General features: G+C 61.0%; 16 protein-coding genes, 4 tRNA genes and 1 pseudogene. 6 read left to right on the top strand and 15 right to left on the bottom strand.

Going from position 1 to position 16,222, the window contains the following annotated elements; genetic code table 11:
* Positions 1 to 1,126: 1,126 nt before the first annotated feature.
* The 6 genes from D6M19_RS02760 to D6M19_RS02735 form a co-directional block, all read right to left on the bottom strand.
* A complete protein-coding gene (locus D6M19_RS02760) occupies positions 1,127 to 2,269 on the bottom strand; it encodes an AAA family ATPase (RefSeq protein ID WP_123023581.1) in 1,143 nt (380 codons plus the stop codon).
* 65 nt (positions 2,270 to 2,334) lie between these two features.
* Positions 2,335 to 3,315, bottom strand: coding sequence for a bifunctional DNA primase/polymerase (locus tag D6M19_RS02755; protein WP_123023580.1), 981 nt, complete (start codon positions 3,313 to 3,315; stop codon positions 2,335 to 2,337).
* A complete protein-coding gene (locus tag D6M19_RS02750) occupies positions 3,315 to 3,530 on the bottom strand; it encodes a helix-turn-helix domain-containing protein (protein ID WP_123023668.1) in 216 nt (71 codons plus the stop codon). The genes D6M19_RS02755 and D6M19_RS02750 overlap by 1 nt, the downstream gene beginning before the upstream one ends.
* A 206-nt stretch (positions 3,531 to 3,736) precedes the next feature.
* Positions 3,737 to 4,003: a hypothetical protein gene (locus D6M19_RS02745; protein ID WP_206428420.1), complete on the bottom strand. Its 267-nt coding sequence runs from the start codon at positions 4,001 to 4,003 to the stop codon at positions 3,737 to 3,739.
* Entirely contained in the window at positions 4,000 to 4,587 is a 588-nt protein-coding gene (locus D6M19_RS02740; RefSeq protein ID WP_123023578.1) for a hypothetical protein, read from the bottom strand. Before D6M19_RS02740 ends, D6M19_RS02745 begins: the two co-directional genes overlap by 4 nt.
* Positions 4,588 to 4,861: 274 nt before the next feature.
* Entirely contained in the window at positions 4,862 to 5,065 is a 204-nt protein-coding gene (locus tag D6M19_RS02735; RefSeq protein ID WP_123023577.1) for a MerR family transcriptional regulator, read from the bottom strand.
* A 272-nt stretch (positions 5,066 to 5,337) separates the two neighbouring features.
* Between D6M19_RS02735 and D6M19_RS02730 the strand changes: the two genes are divergently transcribed.
* Positions 5,338 to 6,519, top strand: a complete 1,182-nt coding sequence (locus D6M19_RS02730) for a hypothetical protein (protein WP_123023576.1) — start codon at positions 5,338 to 5,340, stop codon at positions 6,517 to 6,519.
* A gap of 150 nt (positions 6,520 to 6,669) precedes the next feature.
* Positions 6,670 to 6,891 (top strand): hypothetical protein, encoded by a 222-nt coding sequence (locus D6M19_RS02725; RefSeq protein ID WP_123023575.1) that lies wholly within the window; start codon positions 6,670 to 6,672, stop codon positions 6,889 to 6,891.
* A gap of 560 nt (positions 6,892 to 7,451) precedes the next feature.
* Here D6M19_RS02725 and D6M19_RS02720 read toward each other — a convergent pair.
* Positions 7,452 to 7,940, bottom strand: coding sequence for a hypothetical protein (locus D6M19_RS02720; protein ID WP_164478303.1), 489 nt, complete (start codon positions 7,938 to 7,940; stop codon positions 7,452 to 7,454).
* 831 nt (positions 7,941 to 8,771) lie between these two features.
* Positions 8,772 to 8,844: transfer RNA gene (locus D6M19_RS02710), tRNA-Lys, on the bottom strand.
* A gap of 133 nt (positions 8,845 to 8,977) precedes the next feature.
* Here D6M19_RS02710 and D6M19_RS02705 point away from each other — a divergent pair.
* From D6M19_RS02705 to D6M19_RS02695, 3 genes are all read left to right on the top strand, one after another.
* A tRNA-Glu gene (locus tag D6M19_RS02705) sits at positions 8,978 to 9,050 on the top strand.
* A 38-nt stretch (positions 9,051 to 9,088) separates the two neighbouring features.
* Positions 9,089 to 9,165, top strand: a tRNA-Asp gene (locus tag D6M19_RS02700).
* 27 nt (positions 9,166 to 9,192) lie between these two features.
* A tRNA-Phe gene (locus D6M19_RS02695) sits at positions 9,193 to 9,266 on the top strand.
* 264 nt (positions 9,267 to 9,530) lie between these two features.
* On the opposite strand, the gene D6M19_RS35395 is transcribed toward D6M19_RS02695, so the two are convergent.
* The 4 genes and pseudogenes from D6M19_RS35395 to D6M19_RS02675 form a co-directional block, all read right to left on the bottom strand.
* The gene (locus D6M19_RS35395; protein ID WP_234834675.1) at positions 9,531 to 9,872 is read right to left on the bottom strand and encodes a hypothetical protein; all 342 of its coding nucleotides are present in this window, start codon (positions 9,870 to 9,872) and stop codon (positions 9,531 to 9,533) included.
* A gap of 7 nt (positions 9,873 to 9,879) precedes the next feature.
* Positions 9,880 to 9,942 (bottom strand): annotated as a pseudogene (locus D6M19_RS35390) (hypothetical protein); the annotation flags it as partial.
* Positions 9,943 to 9,990: 48 nt separating this feature from the next.
* On the bottom strand, positions 9,991 to 11,463 hold the full coding sequence (fumC, locus tag D6M19_RS02680; RefSeq protein ID WP_123023572.1) for a class II fumarate hydratase: 1,473 nt from the start codon (positions 11,461 to 11,463) through the stop codon (positions 9,991 to 9,993).
* Positions 11,464 to 11,525: 62 nt separating this feature from the next.
* Entirely contained in the window at positions 11,526 to 13,145 is a 1,620-nt protein-coding gene (locus D6M19_RS02675) for an NAD-dependent malic enzyme (protein ID WP_123023571.1), read from the bottom strand.
* Positions 13,146 to 13,306: 161 nt separating this feature from the next.
* On the opposite strand from D6M19_RS02675, the gene D6M19_RS34540 reads away from it, so the two are divergent.
* The gene (locus D6M19_RS34540) at positions 13,307 to 13,489 is read left to right on the top strand and encodes a hypothetical protein (protein WP_123023570.1); all 183 of its coding nucleotides are present in this window, start codon (positions 13,307 to 13,309) and stop codon (positions 13,487 to 13,489) included.
* A 32-nt stretch (positions 13,490 to 13,521) separates the two neighbouring features.
* On the opposite strand, the gene D6M19_RS02665 is transcribed toward D6M19_RS34540, so the two are convergent.
* The 3 genes from D6M19_RS02665 to D6M19_RS02655 all read right to left on the bottom strand — a co-directional run bounded on the left by D6M19_RS02665 (position 13,522) and on the right by D6M19_RS02655 (position 16,083).
* On the bottom strand, positions 13,522 to 14,412 hold the full coding sequence (locus D6M19_RS02665; RefSeq protein ID WP_123023569.1) for an SDR family oxidoreductase: 891 nt from the start codon (positions 14,410 to 14,412) through the stop codon (positions 13,522 to 13,524).
* Positions 14,413 to 14,563: 151 nt separating this feature from the next.
* Complete coding sequence (locus tag D6M19_RS02660; RefSeq protein WP_123023568.1) at positions 14,564 to 14,986, bottom strand: tautomerase family protein; 423 nt, start codon at positions 14,984 to 14,986, stop codon at positions 14,564 to 14,566.
* Between the two features lie 149 nt (positions 14,987 to 15,135).
* On the bottom strand, positions 15,136 to 16,083 hold the full coding sequence (locus D6M19_RS02655; protein ID WP_123023567.1) for an AraC family transcriptional regulator: 948 nt from the start codon (positions 16,081 to 16,083) through the stop codon (positions 15,136 to 15,138).
* Positions 16,084 to 16,222: the final 139 nt, after the last annotated feature.

Below are 16,222 nucleotides of genomic sequence, written 5' to 3'. Positions count from 1 at the left end.
GACAGCGACCACAGCGAACACTTATAGCCGACCTGGCACAACGCCTGGTGCAAACGATGGACACCGCGCCTGTCTGTACTTCTGACCTCTATGGACGCGGGTAGCGCTTGTGACGGCTCTCAAGCGCCAGCTGATCAGGCATCGCACCGATAGCCCGGTTCGCCTCGTTAGCTAGCCGCATCGCTGCCTCACCTGTCACGTGCTGCACCTGCGAGCGTGGCGGTTGCCGCCGTTGTGCGCTGCGCTCGCGGTCGGAATCAGACGGCTCAGGCTCTCGTGGTTGCGCAGGCGGTGAATATGCCTGAGCGTTCTCGCCAGCTGCGATCTCATCGCCGAATAGTGCTTCCGCTGATGCCGGGGAGGATGACTCACCGCCAGAATCGGGAACGCCTCGAGCTCTACGAGATTCAGCGCGGGTCATTGTGCTGATACCTTCAAGCACTTCTTCGTACGGTTTGGTCGGGCCTATCTCCACTGTGGTCGGTGCCTTGCCGATAGTGCGGTCTAGTGCATCCTTGACGGCAGCCAGCTGCACACCTTCGCTCTCGGCTGTAAGCGCTAGCCCGAGTAGTTGTTTGGCCATCACTTCGGCCGCGTTATCCAGTCTCGCTCTGGCAGCTGCCTTTACGTGCGGAGCGGCACCACCGTGGTATCTGCAGGCAGTACCGCCCTGTAACGCTAGGTTCTTGCAAGGTTCGCCGGTGCGGCTGCTGTGCGCTCGGCACCTGCGCGCTTGCGTAGAGGCAGACTGCGCAGCCCACCATTCCTCTGACCACTTGCGCATTGGTTCCCCGTGTTCATGGGTGCCTTCTGCACGACTAGCTTGCCGCGGGATAACAGCCGGAAGATGATCGCTGCCTTCAATTTCGACAGCTTCGACGTCGATCACGTTGTCTTTGTCTGGCATTGTCTGCGCTCCTTATGTGCAGTTGCGGCTCTTACCCCGAGGATTGATGCGTTCTAGTGCTATCTAGTGGGGTCTAGTGACATCTATGCAGGTCAGACCTAAATGCCACTAGATGCCACCGTTTTCGGGAGGTTAGGGCGAGTGACATCTATGCAGGTCACGGCGTTTCCGGGTAGTGCGCCTCCGCCCGGCACGGCAGCCCAATCCCATAGGAACTGATCAGAATTCGACATCGCCAGCCTGCTTCACACGTTGCAACCCGGGCGGCAGCTCCCACGTCCAATGCGAGATGGCGCCACTGTCGCCGTAGTGAGAGATCTTGATAACGGCCAGATCTTTGGCCGCACTTTGCACAGTGCCTTTACCGGCACCGCTGGCAAGCTGAGTCTTCTCGATGGCTTCGTCCGACGGCAAAGGGCCATGGCTCAGTAGCTCTTTCAGCGCCACTTTGGCGGCCTCGCGCAATGGGGCCGTCTTACGCGCATCGGCCACTTTGGCACCGTCTGCGCCGATGAGCTGGTCTGCGGTCACGTCAACTGTGCCGCGCCATGTGACTTCGGGCACCTCTTCGTTGTCCGCACTGCTGTCCAGCGAGTAACCGATGGAAGATGGTGCCTTGGAGAGGTTTCCGATTGCCCTCGCGAGAGCATACGTTGCGCCTTCGTCGGTTGGATGCAACAGCGGTGCGGCACTGATGACGCTGCGCACCAATGCGGAATAAGCGACACTGCCGCCTCCGCGGTGCTTGGCACTCATACCAGCGGCCTTATTGAAGTGACGGACAAGCAAGATGGCACATTGTGTTTCACGCGCAAGTTCGACCAGGTGCATGAGCACCCGGCGAATAGACGTGTCGACGCCGTGTTTGACGTTCTCGGGCATACAGGCCGAGATTGGATCGATCACTACAAGCTTCGCGCCGGTTTCGACAATGCCTTGCCGCAGCCAATCGATGTCATCGGGAATGGTGAACGGTTTAGGGTCGCCCCACTCGTCCACAGGTCTATTCAGGGTCGCAATACGTTCCAGATCTGCGCCAGCAGCCATTAGACGTGGCACAACGGTGTCATCTTCGTCGTCCTCGATACCGACAAGGACAACATCGGCGGGATCCGATATGGAGTCAACGTGTTTGGTGCCGACAACGGACGTGGGCCAAGGCTTACCCTGCGACACAATGGCAGCCCACGAAAGCGTCACGGTCGACTTACCGACGTCGGAGTCACCCTCAAGGATGGACACTTTGCCAAGTGGTAGCCATCCGTACCAAAGCCACTTGACCGAAGTAGGCGTGACGCCGCTGAGACGACGCACCGCCTGCGGGCCGTCTCGGCCGGGATCATCCGCCCAATCTGCTAACATTGCAGTCACTTTCGTTCGCACTCAGGCCGCCCCTTGTACCGTCAAGCAATTGGGCGGTCTTTGTGTCATTGAGAAGTAGTTGGTTTCGTGTCTCTCGCCCTACCGGCGTTTGATTCAGCGGCGCCACTTCCGGACACCGCACATTGCCGGCCAACCTTGTAGCCGCCGATGAAATCCCGCGAGTCGGTACCGGTGCAACGGTCGCTGCGGCGCTTGATGGCCTCAGGACTATCTGCCAGCACGTAGCCAGCGCACGAAGAAGCCAAGCGGTCGAACTCGGAACGCGATCTGTCGCTATCCCACAGAGCAAGCAATGTGTCGTAAACGCTGCGGGCATCCACGTACCCGATGACGGCCTCACCGAACCCGACGTTCAGTGCTGTCCGCATAGCGTCGTGTGGGCTTTGGCGACTGGTTACCTTGCAGTGCAGAGCTTGCAGCCCGCGCAGCTTGTGCGGGTACTTCGCTTCGGTGTAGGTGTCGAAGAACCATCCCAGGTCCACCCTCCCGGCACCTGCGGAAACATCATGTGTGTCTATCGCGCTGGCGAGCTCGTCGGGTAGTGCTAATGGCACACCTGGCCGTACTACCCGACGGTCCCCGTAGGGAGGCAAGACGATCCCGCCGCCAACACACCGGACCTCCCCGAAACCCAATGTCGGATTACCAAGCTGAAGCCCCTTCGGCAGCACGAACCAGTAGTGCCCGCGCTTCGGGCTTTCGGGTCTGGTGTTGACGTAGGGAGCTGTATCTAACAGCGACCGCAGCTGCTTAGGAACGGCAGGTGGCCTGTCCACATCGAGCACGACACAGCCGAACTGGCCGGGAGATGTAGCGAGAGCTTGAAACGAACCAAACTGTTCTCGCCAACGGAGCAGCTGCGCACCTTCGGTGGTGACATCGCGGTATCCAACGAGGTTCCAGCAGGACTTGCCCTTGCCCTTGGACGGGTCAAAGGGTGCAACCGGGACGCCGCTGGCTGCGTACTCGACTGCCGCATCGAATACGTCCAGGCCGGTAACGTCAGGCAGCTCTATGGGACTCATCAGTCCGACACTTTGCAGCCAGCGATCCAGTTCTCAATGTCGCTTAGTGCGAAGTACACGCGCCCACCAATCTTGGTGCGCTTCAACGGCCTATCGCCGTAATAAGCGGCCTCCCGCACGGTGCGCTCAGAGACTCGCTTCAAGCCCATCTCGCGCGCAATGAGGGCCGTTTCGGTAGCGTCGAAGTACTGCTGGTCGATTCGCAGAACAGGCATTGTGCCAAGTCCTTCCTTCGCGTCAGGAAAGACCGCCACGTGGGGTGCAGCGGGTACCCCAATTGTGCCGGACACGAACGCCGGTGTCCCCCAACCGAATTGACCGACAGCGCTCTGACTTGCGGAAATGCCCGATACAATTTTGTACTGCCTACACCACCCATTGCGACAGAATCGCGAGACGTGATCCGTTCGGCGCGGAAACGCTAGTGTGCGTCTAATTCCCGCAGTTGTCGCTCAGCTTTTTGGACGGCGGCTTGAGCTCTGGCAACCTTGGCCTCGACCTTCTGCCTGCGCTTCTTCTCTTCGGCCGAGATGCCGTTGTAGTGCGGCTTGGATGCTTCGGCTACCGCTTTCAGATGCGTACGGACAACACGTCGTACCGCGCTGCTATCCACGCCCAGCCGGATTGCGATAGCGCCAGTAGCGAACCCCTGACTGTGCAGGCGGATGATCTGGTCGTCAATCATCACAGCGCGGAGGGGTCGTCGCCGCGCTTGCCCTCGTCCGTCCAAGGGTGTGGGCCTCCGTACTCCGGGCTCTTGAAGGTGATCCACCTCAACGACTCCAGGCACATATCGCAGATGTTGAACAGGCAGATGATTTCGCCGCGTTTCATGGAGACCGTCTCTGCGCGCAGATACTCACCACGATCCCGCAGTCGGTAACAGTCGTGCAGGAGGTGCACATCGCATCTGGGATCCGGAAACAGAGTGTCGGCAACCAGTTCCCACTGGGTGAGGTCATCCAGCGGTATCAGTGTGGTGCTGGCGTAGGCGAGTGCGTAGTAGCGCGCCATCGTTTCTGGCCTGGACTCGTCGAAGTCGACACTCCAACGTGTGTCGTAGTCAACGTCGCCTTGACGACAGCACTTGATCATTTCGTCGCTGATGGCCCGCGTGATGGGATGGGCGTCAAAGTACCCCTCAGGTCCGGCAAGGATCTCGTCCATCTCCTCGGCGGCTGCGGTAGTGGCGCTATCGAGCAGGACCGCAGGTAGCCCCTTCTGTGACAGCAATTGGTTGAACTCCTGCCACCTGGTTTTGTCGATAGTCATAGCTATTCCTCCCAACTGAGTGCTGGATAATCAATGGCGTTGTCGTCGCCTCCCTCGCCTTTGAGGTCCACGCGATACCGCTGCACACTGCCATCTGTCGAGCAAGGTGCTGTGCGCGTGAATTCGACTGTGTCGTTAACAAAGACTCGGTGTGCGTGCAGCTGCGAACAGTAGGGGCACCGAACCGTGACTCTTCCAAGACACTGCGGCCCTTCACTGTGCAGCTGCACCGCGAAGATGTCTGCGGTAGGAAGATGCTGGCTCACTAGATCGCTCACAAGTCCGCCACGAACTGGTCTAGATCGGCGCGGCTCCAGTAGGCACGCCCACCGACAATCTTTGGTCGGGGCAGCAAGCCCTTTTCGTATGCCAGGTAGCGGATCGTATCTGTCGTGCAGGAGTCAAAGCCCATCTCTTGCAGATATTCCGCGGCCTGCTTGATGTTCAGGAACGGCCGAATTGCCTTTACTGCAGTCATTTGTTGCCGCCTTTCCGCGCTGGCTGCCCGCAGCCGATGATAGCCGAGTCGCGCTGCGCCCCAAGCGATTCCGCAGACACGCCCTGCGCGGGCCGGGGTATGATGGCCTGCAGGCGGTGGAGAGCCGTTACGGCGTTGTGTACCTACATCAGCGGGGCACAATGTCGGCACCTAGCGCAGCGCGGTGACGCTTCTTTCAGTCCCGCGCCGCGTTGCGAGCCTGGTGTTTTCAACGGACTACCGAAAGGTAGCGAGAACGAAAGGCTCGCAACGTGAATGCGATTTACACACAACCCCGATTCAATCCGACTGACTTGCAGTCGCTTTTGGCTCTCCCGCCGTTTGGTGCTGAAGGACTCGGTATCAACACCGAAGGCGATGTTCTGGTCAACACCACCGCTGACGGCGTCGATGTCAATGCGCTGTGGGCCGAAGTGCAGGCCGTACTCACCGCTTGGAATGGCGAGCGTGGAGCTGTGGCTAGCTTGCTAAGCCACTACACGATCAACGCCGCCGATGCTGTGCCGCAGAGTATTGCCGACGAGAGCTTTGAAGTTGCCTCGGAGTTCGGTGAGCCGGAGAGCCTGCGCGCTCCGAGCAACGCTATCTTGCTAGGCAATACGTTGATCGACTACGACAAAGCGGGTCGCTTCACGTGGAAATTCATGCGAGACAGCACAGCTGAACAGATTCGTGCCGTGACCAACTACGCGGTGGCAGCCGACAACAAGTTGGTCAACGGACTCATCGTCAACCGTCTGTTCAACCCGACACCGCAGACAAACGAGTTCGGCCACACCTGCTACCCACTGTGGAGCGCTGACGGCATGGTGCCACCGACGTATCTCGTTAAGTCCTTTGACGACACGCACACGCATTACCTGGTAAGCGGCAGCACCGATATCGACAGCGGAGACCTGGAGGCTGCGATAACCCACGTGCAAGAGCACGGTTACGGCGTTGACCCCGGCAGCCGTCTGATTGCATTTATGAACCCGGTAGAGGCCGATGAGGTCTCGGCTTTCCGGGCTAACGTCGAGAACAACAACACCGTGATCGCTAAGCACGACTTCATCCCGTCCCAAGGTGCACCCGCGTACTACACGCCCAACGAGATCGTTGGCGACGTCGCGCCAGCGGAGTACTCAGGGCTAAAGATTGACGGCAGCTATGGCCCGCTGTGGATTGTGCGCAGCCAGTACATTCCGGCCAAGTACCTGATGGTCGTGGCGACTAACGGTGCCAACAGCCCGAACAACGCTGTGAGCGTTCGCGAACACACCAACGCGTCGTATCGTGGCATGCGGACCATTCCTGGCGTGCGGCCCGGTTACCCACTGCAAGACAGCTTCTGGGCGCGCTGCATCGGTGTGGGCACTCGGCACCGTGGCGCAGCTGTTGTAACTCAAATCAAGGCGACCGGCAGCTACGTCGCGCCTTCGATCCCGATGTGACCGGCGGCTGACACATGAACGCATCTGAATGGCTCAGTCGCAATCTCGCCGATGTGATTGTGGCGATAGCGCGGGCCAACGCAACTCTTACGCAAGCTGCGAGCGGTAGTGAGCAGCAGGCCAACCTAACCTCACAGGCAGGTTCATTAGATGACTAGCAGCGGTACCAGTTCCGGCGCGAACATATCCGGCGCCAACGATGCCGGCCTCCGCTACCCGCTTGATCCCAACGCGGAACCCGATGCGTCCGAGTTCAGCTGGGGAGCGGGAATCGAGCCATCATCGGTCCGCGGAAAGCCATATGCCGAAGGCGGCCGATACCGGGGCACTACGCCGGACTGCGACCCGATCATCGGCATGAACCGGAGGTAGGACCGTGGCCACCAGGAAGCAAGCGACGGCGCAACGAAAGTTCACCCGGCAGGCCAGGCGCGGTCCCGGCAAGGGCGGCCGTCGCGCCAAGAGCTCCGCACGGCAGCGAAGGAAGCGCTAGCAACACAATGACTTTCGGCGCTCAAGTTCATCGTCACGTGTGAACGTACTTCGTAGGTACTAGCGCCGCGAGGACGCAGGCGGCAGGGTTTGTCGGGCCAAGGGTGTTTCCCCACCAATAGCGGCAGCCCGCCGTCCTGCGTGTTAGTGACACAACTTGATACTTGGCAACACGCGAAGTCCGTACCCAGCTTCACGCGTTGTCACGCAGCGAAACCTGTCCACAGTCATCGGCATGGCGCGCAGGGATCGCTGACTGGACCGCTGGGTGTCCCATCCTGCACCTGGCGGTCCAGTGCTATCTGAGCTCCCGCTGGATGCCGGGGGGCACTGTGTAGTTGTCAAGGTGCGAACGCTCGCAGAGCGCGAGTAGGGCCAGTCGCGGAATCGAACCGCGATTCGGACCGCAGGACGCCCGAAAACCGTTCTGGCTGAAGGTGCTAGATCAGCGATTTCTCAGCGAGCATCTGGGCCAAGTCCAAGGCATCCGAGTGGAGTTGGTTGAAATGATCGACAACCGCGCTCGCCCCCACAATCTTGATATCGCAGGATGCGCACGTCACCGCGTAGTTTCCGGGGTGCATCTCCATGACATGGTGAGCAAGGCCGTCATAGTCGGTCGCCTGAAACTCACATACCTCGCAGGCTGCCACCATCCAGACGGCTTCGTTCTGTTCCGTAATGAGCCAGTCATTTTCAGTTCGCAGCCCAAGCACGAGCGTCGCACTTGCGGGGATCGCGAAGCCCACCAATTCCTCAAGGAGGGTGCCGTCGGCCTTCTTGCTCACATTAAGCGCGACTACCGCCGTACTAGATGCGTGCCAATTGCGTGCCGTTGGGGGCTCGGCCGCCTCAAGTAGTCGCTCCAGTGCTTGTTTCGCCATCGATAGGCGGGGGTGATCGTCGCGAGTGTCGTTGTCGATAGACATTGCTATCCCTTCGGTGCGAAAAACGGACACCTCTTGCACCGTGCGGTGAAAGGTGAACCGCGTTCTCGCGCGTGCCTCCCGAAGGGCCGTGACTAAACGCACTGGAATATGCAGACTCGCGCATGCCTCCCGAAGGGCTGCCTCGCGCCTGCGCACAGTTTCCTGCGCCCTGGTGCCGGTGTCAGCGGCACGAGGACCACAGTACTGCTGAGTGCACCACCTGTCACCAGATCGCCTATTGGCGGTAGCTCGCCGTTTTGGAGGATTCCCGCCGGGGTGGGCACCGCACGGGTTGGGTACCGGCGTCGAGTGTGTAGGTGGCTTGGAGCAAACCCGCCAACAGGCGGCACCGACTCAGATACGCTTTGCCGCCATGAGGAGATTGTCAATGCTGACAATTGGGTTTACGGTGGCCATCGCATTCAGTCCGCTGGCCAACGCTGTTCCGGGCGGCATAGCCATCACGGATCCACATGTGCCGCTAAGGCAAAGCTCCGACTGCGATCCCAACTACTCAGGTGCCTGCGTTCCCATTGCCAGCGATGTCGACTGTGCCAGCGGTGACGGTAACGGTCCGGAGTATGTGGATGGCCCTGTGTCTGTCGACGGCGACGATATCTACGGCCTTGATTCAAACGACGACGGAGTTGGGTGCGAAGCGTAGTCCCGCGCATCGTCGGACCGTGCCGCTGTCACGGTGTTGCTGTCGGCAGCCGAACGCGGCGTAAGTCAGGTGACTGACGACAAACCACCGACAAAATGTGTGTCGGGTTGTCTGGCAGCGCGCTGCGCCTGGTCCAAAAGGTGCGCCTGAACTGGACGTCTGCTTTGTGCCCCCACCAGGGCTCGAACCTGGGACCTGCGGATTAAAAGTCCGTAGCTCTACCAACTGAGCTATAGGGGCAGGGTGGAACTTGACCGAAGAAAGGATACTGCCTCGGGACGGGCATCTCGTTTGAGCATTCGGCACCCGGTACCCTAAGCTATCGAGGCTCCCAGCGTCATGGCGCTGCGAGTACCCCGGAGAGATTCGGCTGGCCCCCTTCGTCTAGCGGCCTAGGACGCCGCCCTTTCAAGGCGGTAGCGCGGGTTCGAATCCCGTAGGGGGTACCCGCTTCGCGATTTCGCGGAGCAGGATGTACGAGCAAGGCCCTGTGGCGCAGTTGGTTAGCGCGCCGCCCTGTCACGGCGGAGGTCGCGGGTTCGAGTCCCGTCAGGGTCGCCACGGCGGCGAGGCACAGCGGTGCCGTCGGGCCAGGTAGCTCAGTTGGTATGAGCGTCCGCCTGAAAAGCGGAAGGTCGCCGGTTCGATCCCGGCCCTGGCCACTCAGTATCGGCGCTGTTCAGCGTCATGAAAGACCGCAGAGTTGTAGAGCTCGGGCTCTTCGTCGTCGAATTCATCCAGCCAATATCCGGCCAAAACCTTCGGGCGTCCGCCACGGTTCCTCACGGAAGGTCCCCGCGAGTGTCGTCAAGGGCGTCGAGTGCGGATGCGACGTCGTCAAGCTCGTCGTCATACAGATCGGCGTAGATGTGTGCGGTCAAGACGCCAGCTCCAGGCAGGTGAGAACGGTGTTGACGATCGCCAAGTTAAAGCGGTGGTCGATCAACTACTACATCGACACCGCCCAAACCGCCGAACGTGCCCGCAAAGGATCTGGCGCGGAAGGGTGGGAACGCGCGCCCATGCGCACCGCTCGGAACGATCCCCTCGTCGAGCCAGCGCGCCACGACCTCCGCATCAACCTCCCCTCCGGCGCGCTGAGCATCAGTCAGGCCGATCAGCCGCGATATGGTGTGAGTGTCGCCGGCCAACAGCCACACCGGCGTGCGGGTCTCGCGCTCGGAGTAGTACCCCCCCAGCCCTCCCGGGTCTCCGCAGCGTGACGTCACGTGCTGATAGGCGACGGCGGTCAATCCCGCCAGCCACATCGTCGGTCCGCAGGGCCCGAACCAGTGAGACGCTCTTCGGCGCGCCGAACGTTAGATCGAAACCGTGCACACCACGCTCACCGCCGAGGACGACGACATCGCCGACGCCGCACGGAATCTAGGCCCCCTGTACTCCCTCTCCGACTAGCTTGCGTGGGTCGACCACGTCTTCGAATGTCTTCTCGTCAACGGCGCCCGATTTCAGTGCCGCCTCTTTGAGAGTCGAACCGTTGGCGTTGGCCGCCTCGGCGATCTGCGCGGCGTTGTTGTAGCCGATCACGGGGGTAAGCGCGGTGACCAGCATCAGCGATTCGCCTACAGAGGCGTCGATGCGCGTGCGGTTGAGTTCGGTGCCCTCGATGGTGTAGCTGCGCATCTTGTCGCACATGTCCCCGATGATGCGGATCGAGTGCAGCGCATTGTTGATGATGATGGGGCGCATCGCGTTGAGCTCGAAGTTGCCTTGGCTGCCGGCGAAGCCGACGGCGTTGTCTTCGCCGATGACCTGGATGCAGACCATCACCATCGCCTCGCACTGGGTCGGGTTGACCTTGCCCGGCATGATCGAGCTGCCCGGCTCGTTCTGCGGGAGCAGCAGTTCGCCCAACCCGCAGCGCGGACCCGAGGCGAGCCAGCGCATGTCATTGGCAATCTTCATGAGCGCCACCGCGACACCGCGCACCGCCGCCATCGCCGCGACCATCGCGTCGAGCGAGCCTTGCGCCGCGAACTTGTTGGGTGCTGTGACGAATGGCTTTTCGGTGAGTTCCGCGATCACCTTGGCAATGTCGACCGAGAAGCCGTCCGGAGCGTTGAGCCCTGTGCCTACTGCGGTACCGCCGCACGCGAGGCGGTACAGCCCGTCCAGCGACCGACGCACGTTCTCCATTGCGTCGCGCACCTGGGCGGCGTAGCCCGACCACTCTTGGCCGACCGTGAGCGGCACCGCGTCCTGTAAATGGGTGCGGCCGGTTTTGACTACGTCCATCCATTGGTTGGCCTTGGCTTCGATCGCGGTGGCGAAGCGGTCCAGTGCGGGCAGCATGTGCTCGGTGAGCGCGAACACCGTCGCGATGTGCATGGCGGTGGGAAAGCTGTCGTTGGACGACTGGCCCATGTTGACGTGGTCGTTGGGGTGGATCGGCGCCTGTGTGCCCAACGTGCCGCCAAGCAGCTGAATGGCTCGATTGGCGATGACCTCGTTGAGGTTCATGTTTGACTGCGTGCCTGACCCCGTCTGCCACACGTAGAGAGGGAAGTGTTCGTCGAGCTTGCCGGCGATCACCTCATCGGCCGCCCTGAGGATCGCATCGGCACGCCAGTGCTCGAGTCGGCCTGCTTTGGCGTTGACGAGCGCGGCTGCCTTTTTGACATAGCCGTAGGCGTGGTACACCGCCTTGGGCATGTGGTCGTCGCCGATCGAGAAGTGCTGCAGCGAGCGCTGCGTTTGGGCGCCCCAATACCGGTCGGCGGGTACTTCGACGTCACCCATGGAGTCGAATTCTTTGCGCTGCCCGGTCGCGTCGATCCCAATGGGCACGTCCTTGATCGTCTCGTGTTTGGCAGTGTCTTTGGTCTTGCTGTCAGCCATCTGATACTCCTGGCCTCGCGGGGTGTGAGTCTGGGGGAAGGTCGCCGGGGTCGGGGCTGGCGTCAGTAGGTGGGGGTGTAGGTCAGGCTCTTTATCCAGGCGCGGATGTCGTCGGGTCGGTCGACGGTCGCGAGGCCGCGATCGAAGATGTGCTCCGCGATGCGCGTGGCCGTGGTGATTTCGACCTCGAGGACCTCGTCCTGGTCGGGAAAGAGCATCCCTTCGTCGCGCGATGCCTGGTCGATTTGGTCTGCTGACCCGCGTGCGCCGGCAATCCACATTTTGTCGTCGATGCGTTTGGGCTTGGTCGCATAGATGGCCAGACCGAATGCCGGAAAGATGTAGAAGTTGTTGGCTTGGCCTGGGTGGAAGGTCTTGCCGTTGTAGGTGACATCGGGGAACTGCACGCCAGCTGCGAACAGCGCTTTACCGTCGGTCCATTCGTAGGCCTGCTGTGCGGTGCACTCCGCCTTGTCGGTAGGGTTGGACAGCGGAAAGATGATCGGGCGGTCGGTGTTCGAGCCGACCCCCTTGATCACCTGCTCAGTAAACAGGCCCTGGGTCGTGCTGACACCGATGAGCGCTGTCGGCTGGAACGACGTCACCGCCTCGGCCAGGCTCTGGGTCGCGGGTAAGTCTTTGGCATAGACCTTTTGAGAAGGGCTGAGGTCATCTCGTGTGGCGTCGAGGAACCCGTCGACGTCGTACATGGCGATGCGTCCGCGAGCGTCGTCCTGTGATGATCCTTCGTCGATCATCGCTTCCACGATCATGTTGGCGATGCCGATTGCCGCGGATCCTGCGCCGGTAAACAGAATCTTCTGATCGGCCAGCTTCTCGTTCTTGATTTGAAGCGCCGTTGTGAGTCCGGCGATGGTGACGCTGGCCGTGCCCTGGATGTCGTCGTTATAGACGAGGTATTTGTTTTGGTAGCGCGCGAGCAGCCGGATTGCGTCGGTGCCCTTCCAATCTTCGAAATGCACACACACGCCGGGGAAGACCTCGTTGGCAGCGTCCATGAACTCGTCTACCAGCGCGTCGAGGTCATCGTCGGATGGGGGTGTGTCGCGGAGCCCGGTGTAGAGCGGGTCGGCACGGAGCGCGGCGTTGGTGGTCCCGATGTCGAAATGAACCGGCAGCAGGTACTGCGGCGGCACCGCGGCGCACGCTGTGTAGAGCTGGAGCTTGCCGATCGGGATGGGGGCGCCGTTGGCCCCGATGTCGCCGAGACCCAGGATGCGCCCGCCGGAGGTGACGCAGATGAACCGGATGTCCCGTGTTGGCCAGTTGGCCAGTACCCGGGCGAACCGTCCCTTCATCTTCTTGGTCAGATACATCCCTTGGGGCCGGCGATAGATGTGGCCGTAGGTGAGGCAGGCATCGGCGATGGTGGGGTCATAGACGATCGGGATGAAGCGTGCGGGGTCGCTCATCAGCAGCGCATAGAAGAGCGTCGAGTTGCGGTCGCACAGCTCTTGGAGATAGATGTACTGCTCCAAGTCGGTCGGCTTGGCCGCGAGATGGGCAAGTGCGCGTTCGACTTGCAGGTCCAGCGAGTCGACTGCAGCAGGTAACAAGCCTTCGAGGTGTAGGTCGGACCGCTCGTCTGCGGAGAATCCCGTTCCCTTGTTTACCGCTCTGTCGAGCAGGACGTCCAGACCAACACCAGGTTCCTCGTTCATCTCATTCTCCTATCTCATTGGGGTTGTTGCTTGAGTCCACCCGGTTCTGCGGCAAGGTTTTTGGCGGCGATAGTCACTGTCACACAACGTGATTCAGAACACCGGTACTCTCTGTTCGAGGTGACTCGCCTGGGAGGTCCGCGGGATGGGCAGCGTTGTCGGTGGCTGCCAGCGGACCCGCGCGGGAGGGCGAACCACGGGATGAACGCAACGCCCTGGGCGTGTGCTTCATCCACCAGTGCCTCGGCGGAGCGGTCGAACGGATCTGCACCGAGACGATCGGAATGACGCTCTGGGTGGCCTTGAGCTGGTCGATGTTGACCTCGGAGAGTCCGTGGCGATGACGCGCTCGGGCCAGCCCGGCGACATGCCGCGGTCAAGGTGCGGGGATCGGGTCTTGGTCATCGCGCAGTTGCTCTGGTGTCATGTCGAAGGACTTCTGGATGCCGTCGTTGCGGGTGCCGAGCCCGTCGGTGGTCTTCTTGCTCCATGGGGCCTCGATGAGGTTCTTGGTCTCCTCGATCATCGACGTGGGCTCTAGGTTGCGGTACGTGTCGATCTCACCGGCAGCCAGCGATGTCAGCGTCGCGTAGACGGGCTCGGGGTTGAACTGCGCCCGAGGAAAGGCGAGTTTTGCATAGTCGAACAAACGGTGTTCCGGGTCGTCTTCCCAGCTCTGCCAGGTTTGGAAGATGCGGTCGTTGAAGCCGGTCAGAAACGGGCCCGGGTTCATGGTCGCCACTTCCACGCCGAACTCTTGCAGCTCGTCCTTCATGCTCTCGGCAATGGCCTCTACGGCGTGCTTGGAGGCGGAGTAAATGCCGGTAAAGGGGTTGACGTTGAGCCCTTCGCGGGAGGACACCCAAATGATGCGTCCCGATCCACGCTTGGCCATCTGCTTGGCGATGCCCTGGGTCAGCAGCAGCGGTCCGGTGACGTTGACCTCGAACTGGTGCCGGATGTTGTCTCCCGGAATGTCCACCGTGGAGCCGCCTTCACCGACGCCGGCGTTGTTGACGAGAATCTCGATGCCCCAGTCCCAGGCCTTGCGGCGGTCGCCGTCAACGGTGACGTCGAGCTTTTCGACCTGCAGGGTCACCCCACGCTCGTCGGCTTGTCGTTTCAGGGTCTGCACCTGGCCGTAGATCTCGACGGCGGCCACCACGTCGAAACCCTTCTCGGCCAGTCGCATTGCCACCTCGTATCCGAAGCCAGTTCCGGCTCCGGTGATCAGCACCTTCTTCAATGTCGTTGCTGGAGTTGCCATGATGGCGTCCTTCGGGTGGGGACAGCTCCGGGCAACTGCCGGCGCCAGTCGAGGGTTGTGTTGTGTTCATCTGCCAGCGATGGTCCGACTAGGTCGGACGGAGACGGCGGCCCCTCGACGTTGGCTCTGCAAGGAACCGAAGCTGCAATCGTCAGTGCGGGATGGAGTTTGGGTCGAGACGGTCGGCTGGCACCCCCCTGACGTAGGTCGCCACCCCCAGTCCCATGGACCAGTCCGCGGGCTGAACCGTCATGAGGTTGAAGAAGACGTCCTCGGGCCGCACCTGCAGCTTCTCCTGCAACTCGTCCACGACAGCCTCGTAGAACGTGCCCTTCTGCTCCGGGGTCGCGACGTCGAGGAAGATCAGTTGGATGAAGATGCAGTTCTCGGATCGGTAGATGCCGAGATAATCGGCGTCGAAGAGGAAGTTCTCCGCCTTGTGTTCACTGATGGTTTGGAATCGATCCTCGGGCACGCCAAGGCATTCGATCATCTTGTCGTAGACGACATCGGCGATGGTACGTCGATATTCCGCGGACTTTCCCTCGATGAGGTCGATACGAGCTAGCGGCATTGAAGACTCCTGACAAGGCTGAGAACCCGAGGCTAACCCCGGTGAATTGATTGGACGTGAACTACTTTCCGTACCCCTGCAGTCAACCCCGAGCGTTGGGGGTGTGCTAGCCCATTTCCGCTCGACTCATGCCCATTCCGACTCCATCATCAGCGAGCGGCGTGCAGATCGCGGCTCAGTCCATCTGCGTCGGCGTACTCGCCCGGGTTGGTCCCGAAGCGCGCCCGGAATTCCTTCGTGAAGTGCGACTGGCTTGCGTATCCGACTGCGACGGATATGTCTCCGACTCCCAGTCGGCGTTCGAGTAGCAGTTCGCGCGCCCGCTCCAGTCGGGTCTCCTTGACGAACTGATAGGGCGATTTGTCGGTCAGTTCGCGAAACCTTCGCGAGAACGCTGACGAACTGAGGTTCACCTGCCCGGCAAGGATCTCGACCGTCAGTGGCTCGGACAGGTGTGCGTTGATGTAGTTCAATGCCGCTGCAATGGAATTCCCGTCGTCCTGCTGGCCGGCGATCAAGAGCAGTTTGGAGAACCGGTCACGCTGCAAGATGCGGTACACCAGTTCCTGCAGGTACAGCGGAGCAAGTACCCGCCGGTCAGAATCCGCCGTGAGGGACCTCATGAAGCGAAGGACGGCGCTCATGAGCTCGTCGTCGAGTTCGGACACGACGCTCTGGTCCTGACTCTCGGTTGGCGCTGTTGGGTGGTCTGCGACCCCGCGCCGACCGACCATCTCCGCCGAGACCTTACGGACCACCGCCGGGTCAATTTGCAGCACGAAGGCGAGGAACGGTTTGTCTGGCGTTGCGTCCAGGATCTGCGACTGAAAGTGCAAGTTGCTTCTGAGCACCAGATATTGGTATTGGTCGTAGACGTAGTGATGGCCATCGGCGGTGACGGCCTTTCGGCCCTGTGCGACGATGCATACCGAGAGTGATTGAATCTCATCCCATTTCGGCACCGTCGGTTCGATGTACCGGTAGATCGTCATGCCGGGCCACAAGCCGACATTGGCGCCGTCGCCGAACGAGCGGTTTAACAGTTCCGCGGCAAGGTTGTTCGATGGGACGTCGTCCTCAGCGGGGTCACTGAGCATCCCGCCAACCTCCGGTTCCGAGTGGGTTCCTCGCCTGAGACGACGATATCTCGCCTACCTGACCCCGGCCGAGGCTCCGTGCAGCATGGAGACTGGTCAAGAGTTCCTGGCAATCGACCATCCCTCGGCAGTCTGCGCG

This window comes from Mycolicibacterium stellerae (genome assembly GCF_003719305.1).
In the GTDB taxonomy this organism is placed as follows: domain Bacteria; phylum Actinomycetota; class Actinomycetes; order Mycobacteriales; family Mycobacteriaceae; genus Mycobacterium; species Mycobacterium stellerae.
Note: the sequence above shows the minus strand (reverse complement) of the source record. Positions and strands in the feature narration are given on the sequence as shown.

What these genes read in the sequence shown, in the direction of transcription:
- D6M19_RS02750 (WP_123023668.1), bottom strand. Translation starts at nt 3,530, where the DNA reads ATGCCTGTTCTGCGAATCGACCAGCAGTACTTCGACGCTACCGAAACG.
- D6M19_RS02740 (WP_123023578.1), bottom strand. Translation starts at nt 4,587, where the DNA reads ATGACTATCGACAAAACCAGGTGGCAGGAGTTCAACCAATTGCTGTCA.
- D6M19_RS02735 (WP_123023577.1), bottom strand. Translation starts at nt 5,065, where the DNA reads ATGACTGCAGTAAAGGCAATTCGGCCGTTCCTGAACATCAAGCAGGCC.
- D6M19_RS02725 (WP_123023575.1), top strand. Translation starts at nt 6,670, where the DNA reads ATGACTAGCAGCGGTACCAGTTCCGGCGCGAACATATCCGGCGCCAAC.
- fumC (WP_123023572.1), bottom strand. Translation starts at nt 11,463, where the DNA reads ATGGCTGACAGCAAGACCAAAGACACTGCCAAACACGAGACGATCAAG.
- D6M19_RS02755 (WP_123023580.1), bottom strand. Translation starts at nt 3,315, where the DNA reads ATGAGTCCCATAGAGCTGCCTGACGTTACCGGCCTGGACGTATTCGAT.
- D6M19_RS02665 (WP_123023569.1), bottom strand. Translation starts at nt 14,412, where the DNA reads ATGGCAACTCCAGCAACGACATTGAAGAAGGTGCTGATCACCGGAGCC.
- D6M19_RS02720 (WP_164478303.1), bottom strand. Translation starts at nt 7,940, where the DNA reads ATGTCTATCGACAACGACACTCGCGACGATCACCCCCGCCTATCGATG.
- D6M19_RS02675 (WP_123023571.1), bottom strand. Translation starts at nt 13,145, where the DNA reads ATGAACGAGGAACCTGGTGTTGGTCTGGACGTCCTGCTCGACAGAGCG.
- D6M19_RS02655 (WP_123023567.1), bottom strand. Translation starts at nt 16,083, where the DNA reads ATGCTCAGTGACCCCGCTGAGGACGACGTCCCATCGAACAACCTTGCC.
- D6M19_RS02760 (WP_123023581.1), bottom strand. Translation starts at nt 2,269, where the DNA reads ATGTTAGCAGATTGGGCGGATGATCCCGGCCGAGACGGCCCGCAGGCG.
- D6M19_RS35395 (WP_234834675.1), bottom strand. Translation starts at nt 9,872, where the DNA reads ATGTGGCTGGCGGGATTGACCGCCGTCGCCTATCAGCACGTGACGTCA.
- D6M19_RS02660 (WP_123023568.1), bottom strand. Translation starts at nt 14,986, where the DNA reads ATGCCGCTAGCTCGTATCGACCTCATCGAGGGAAAGTCCGCGGAATAT.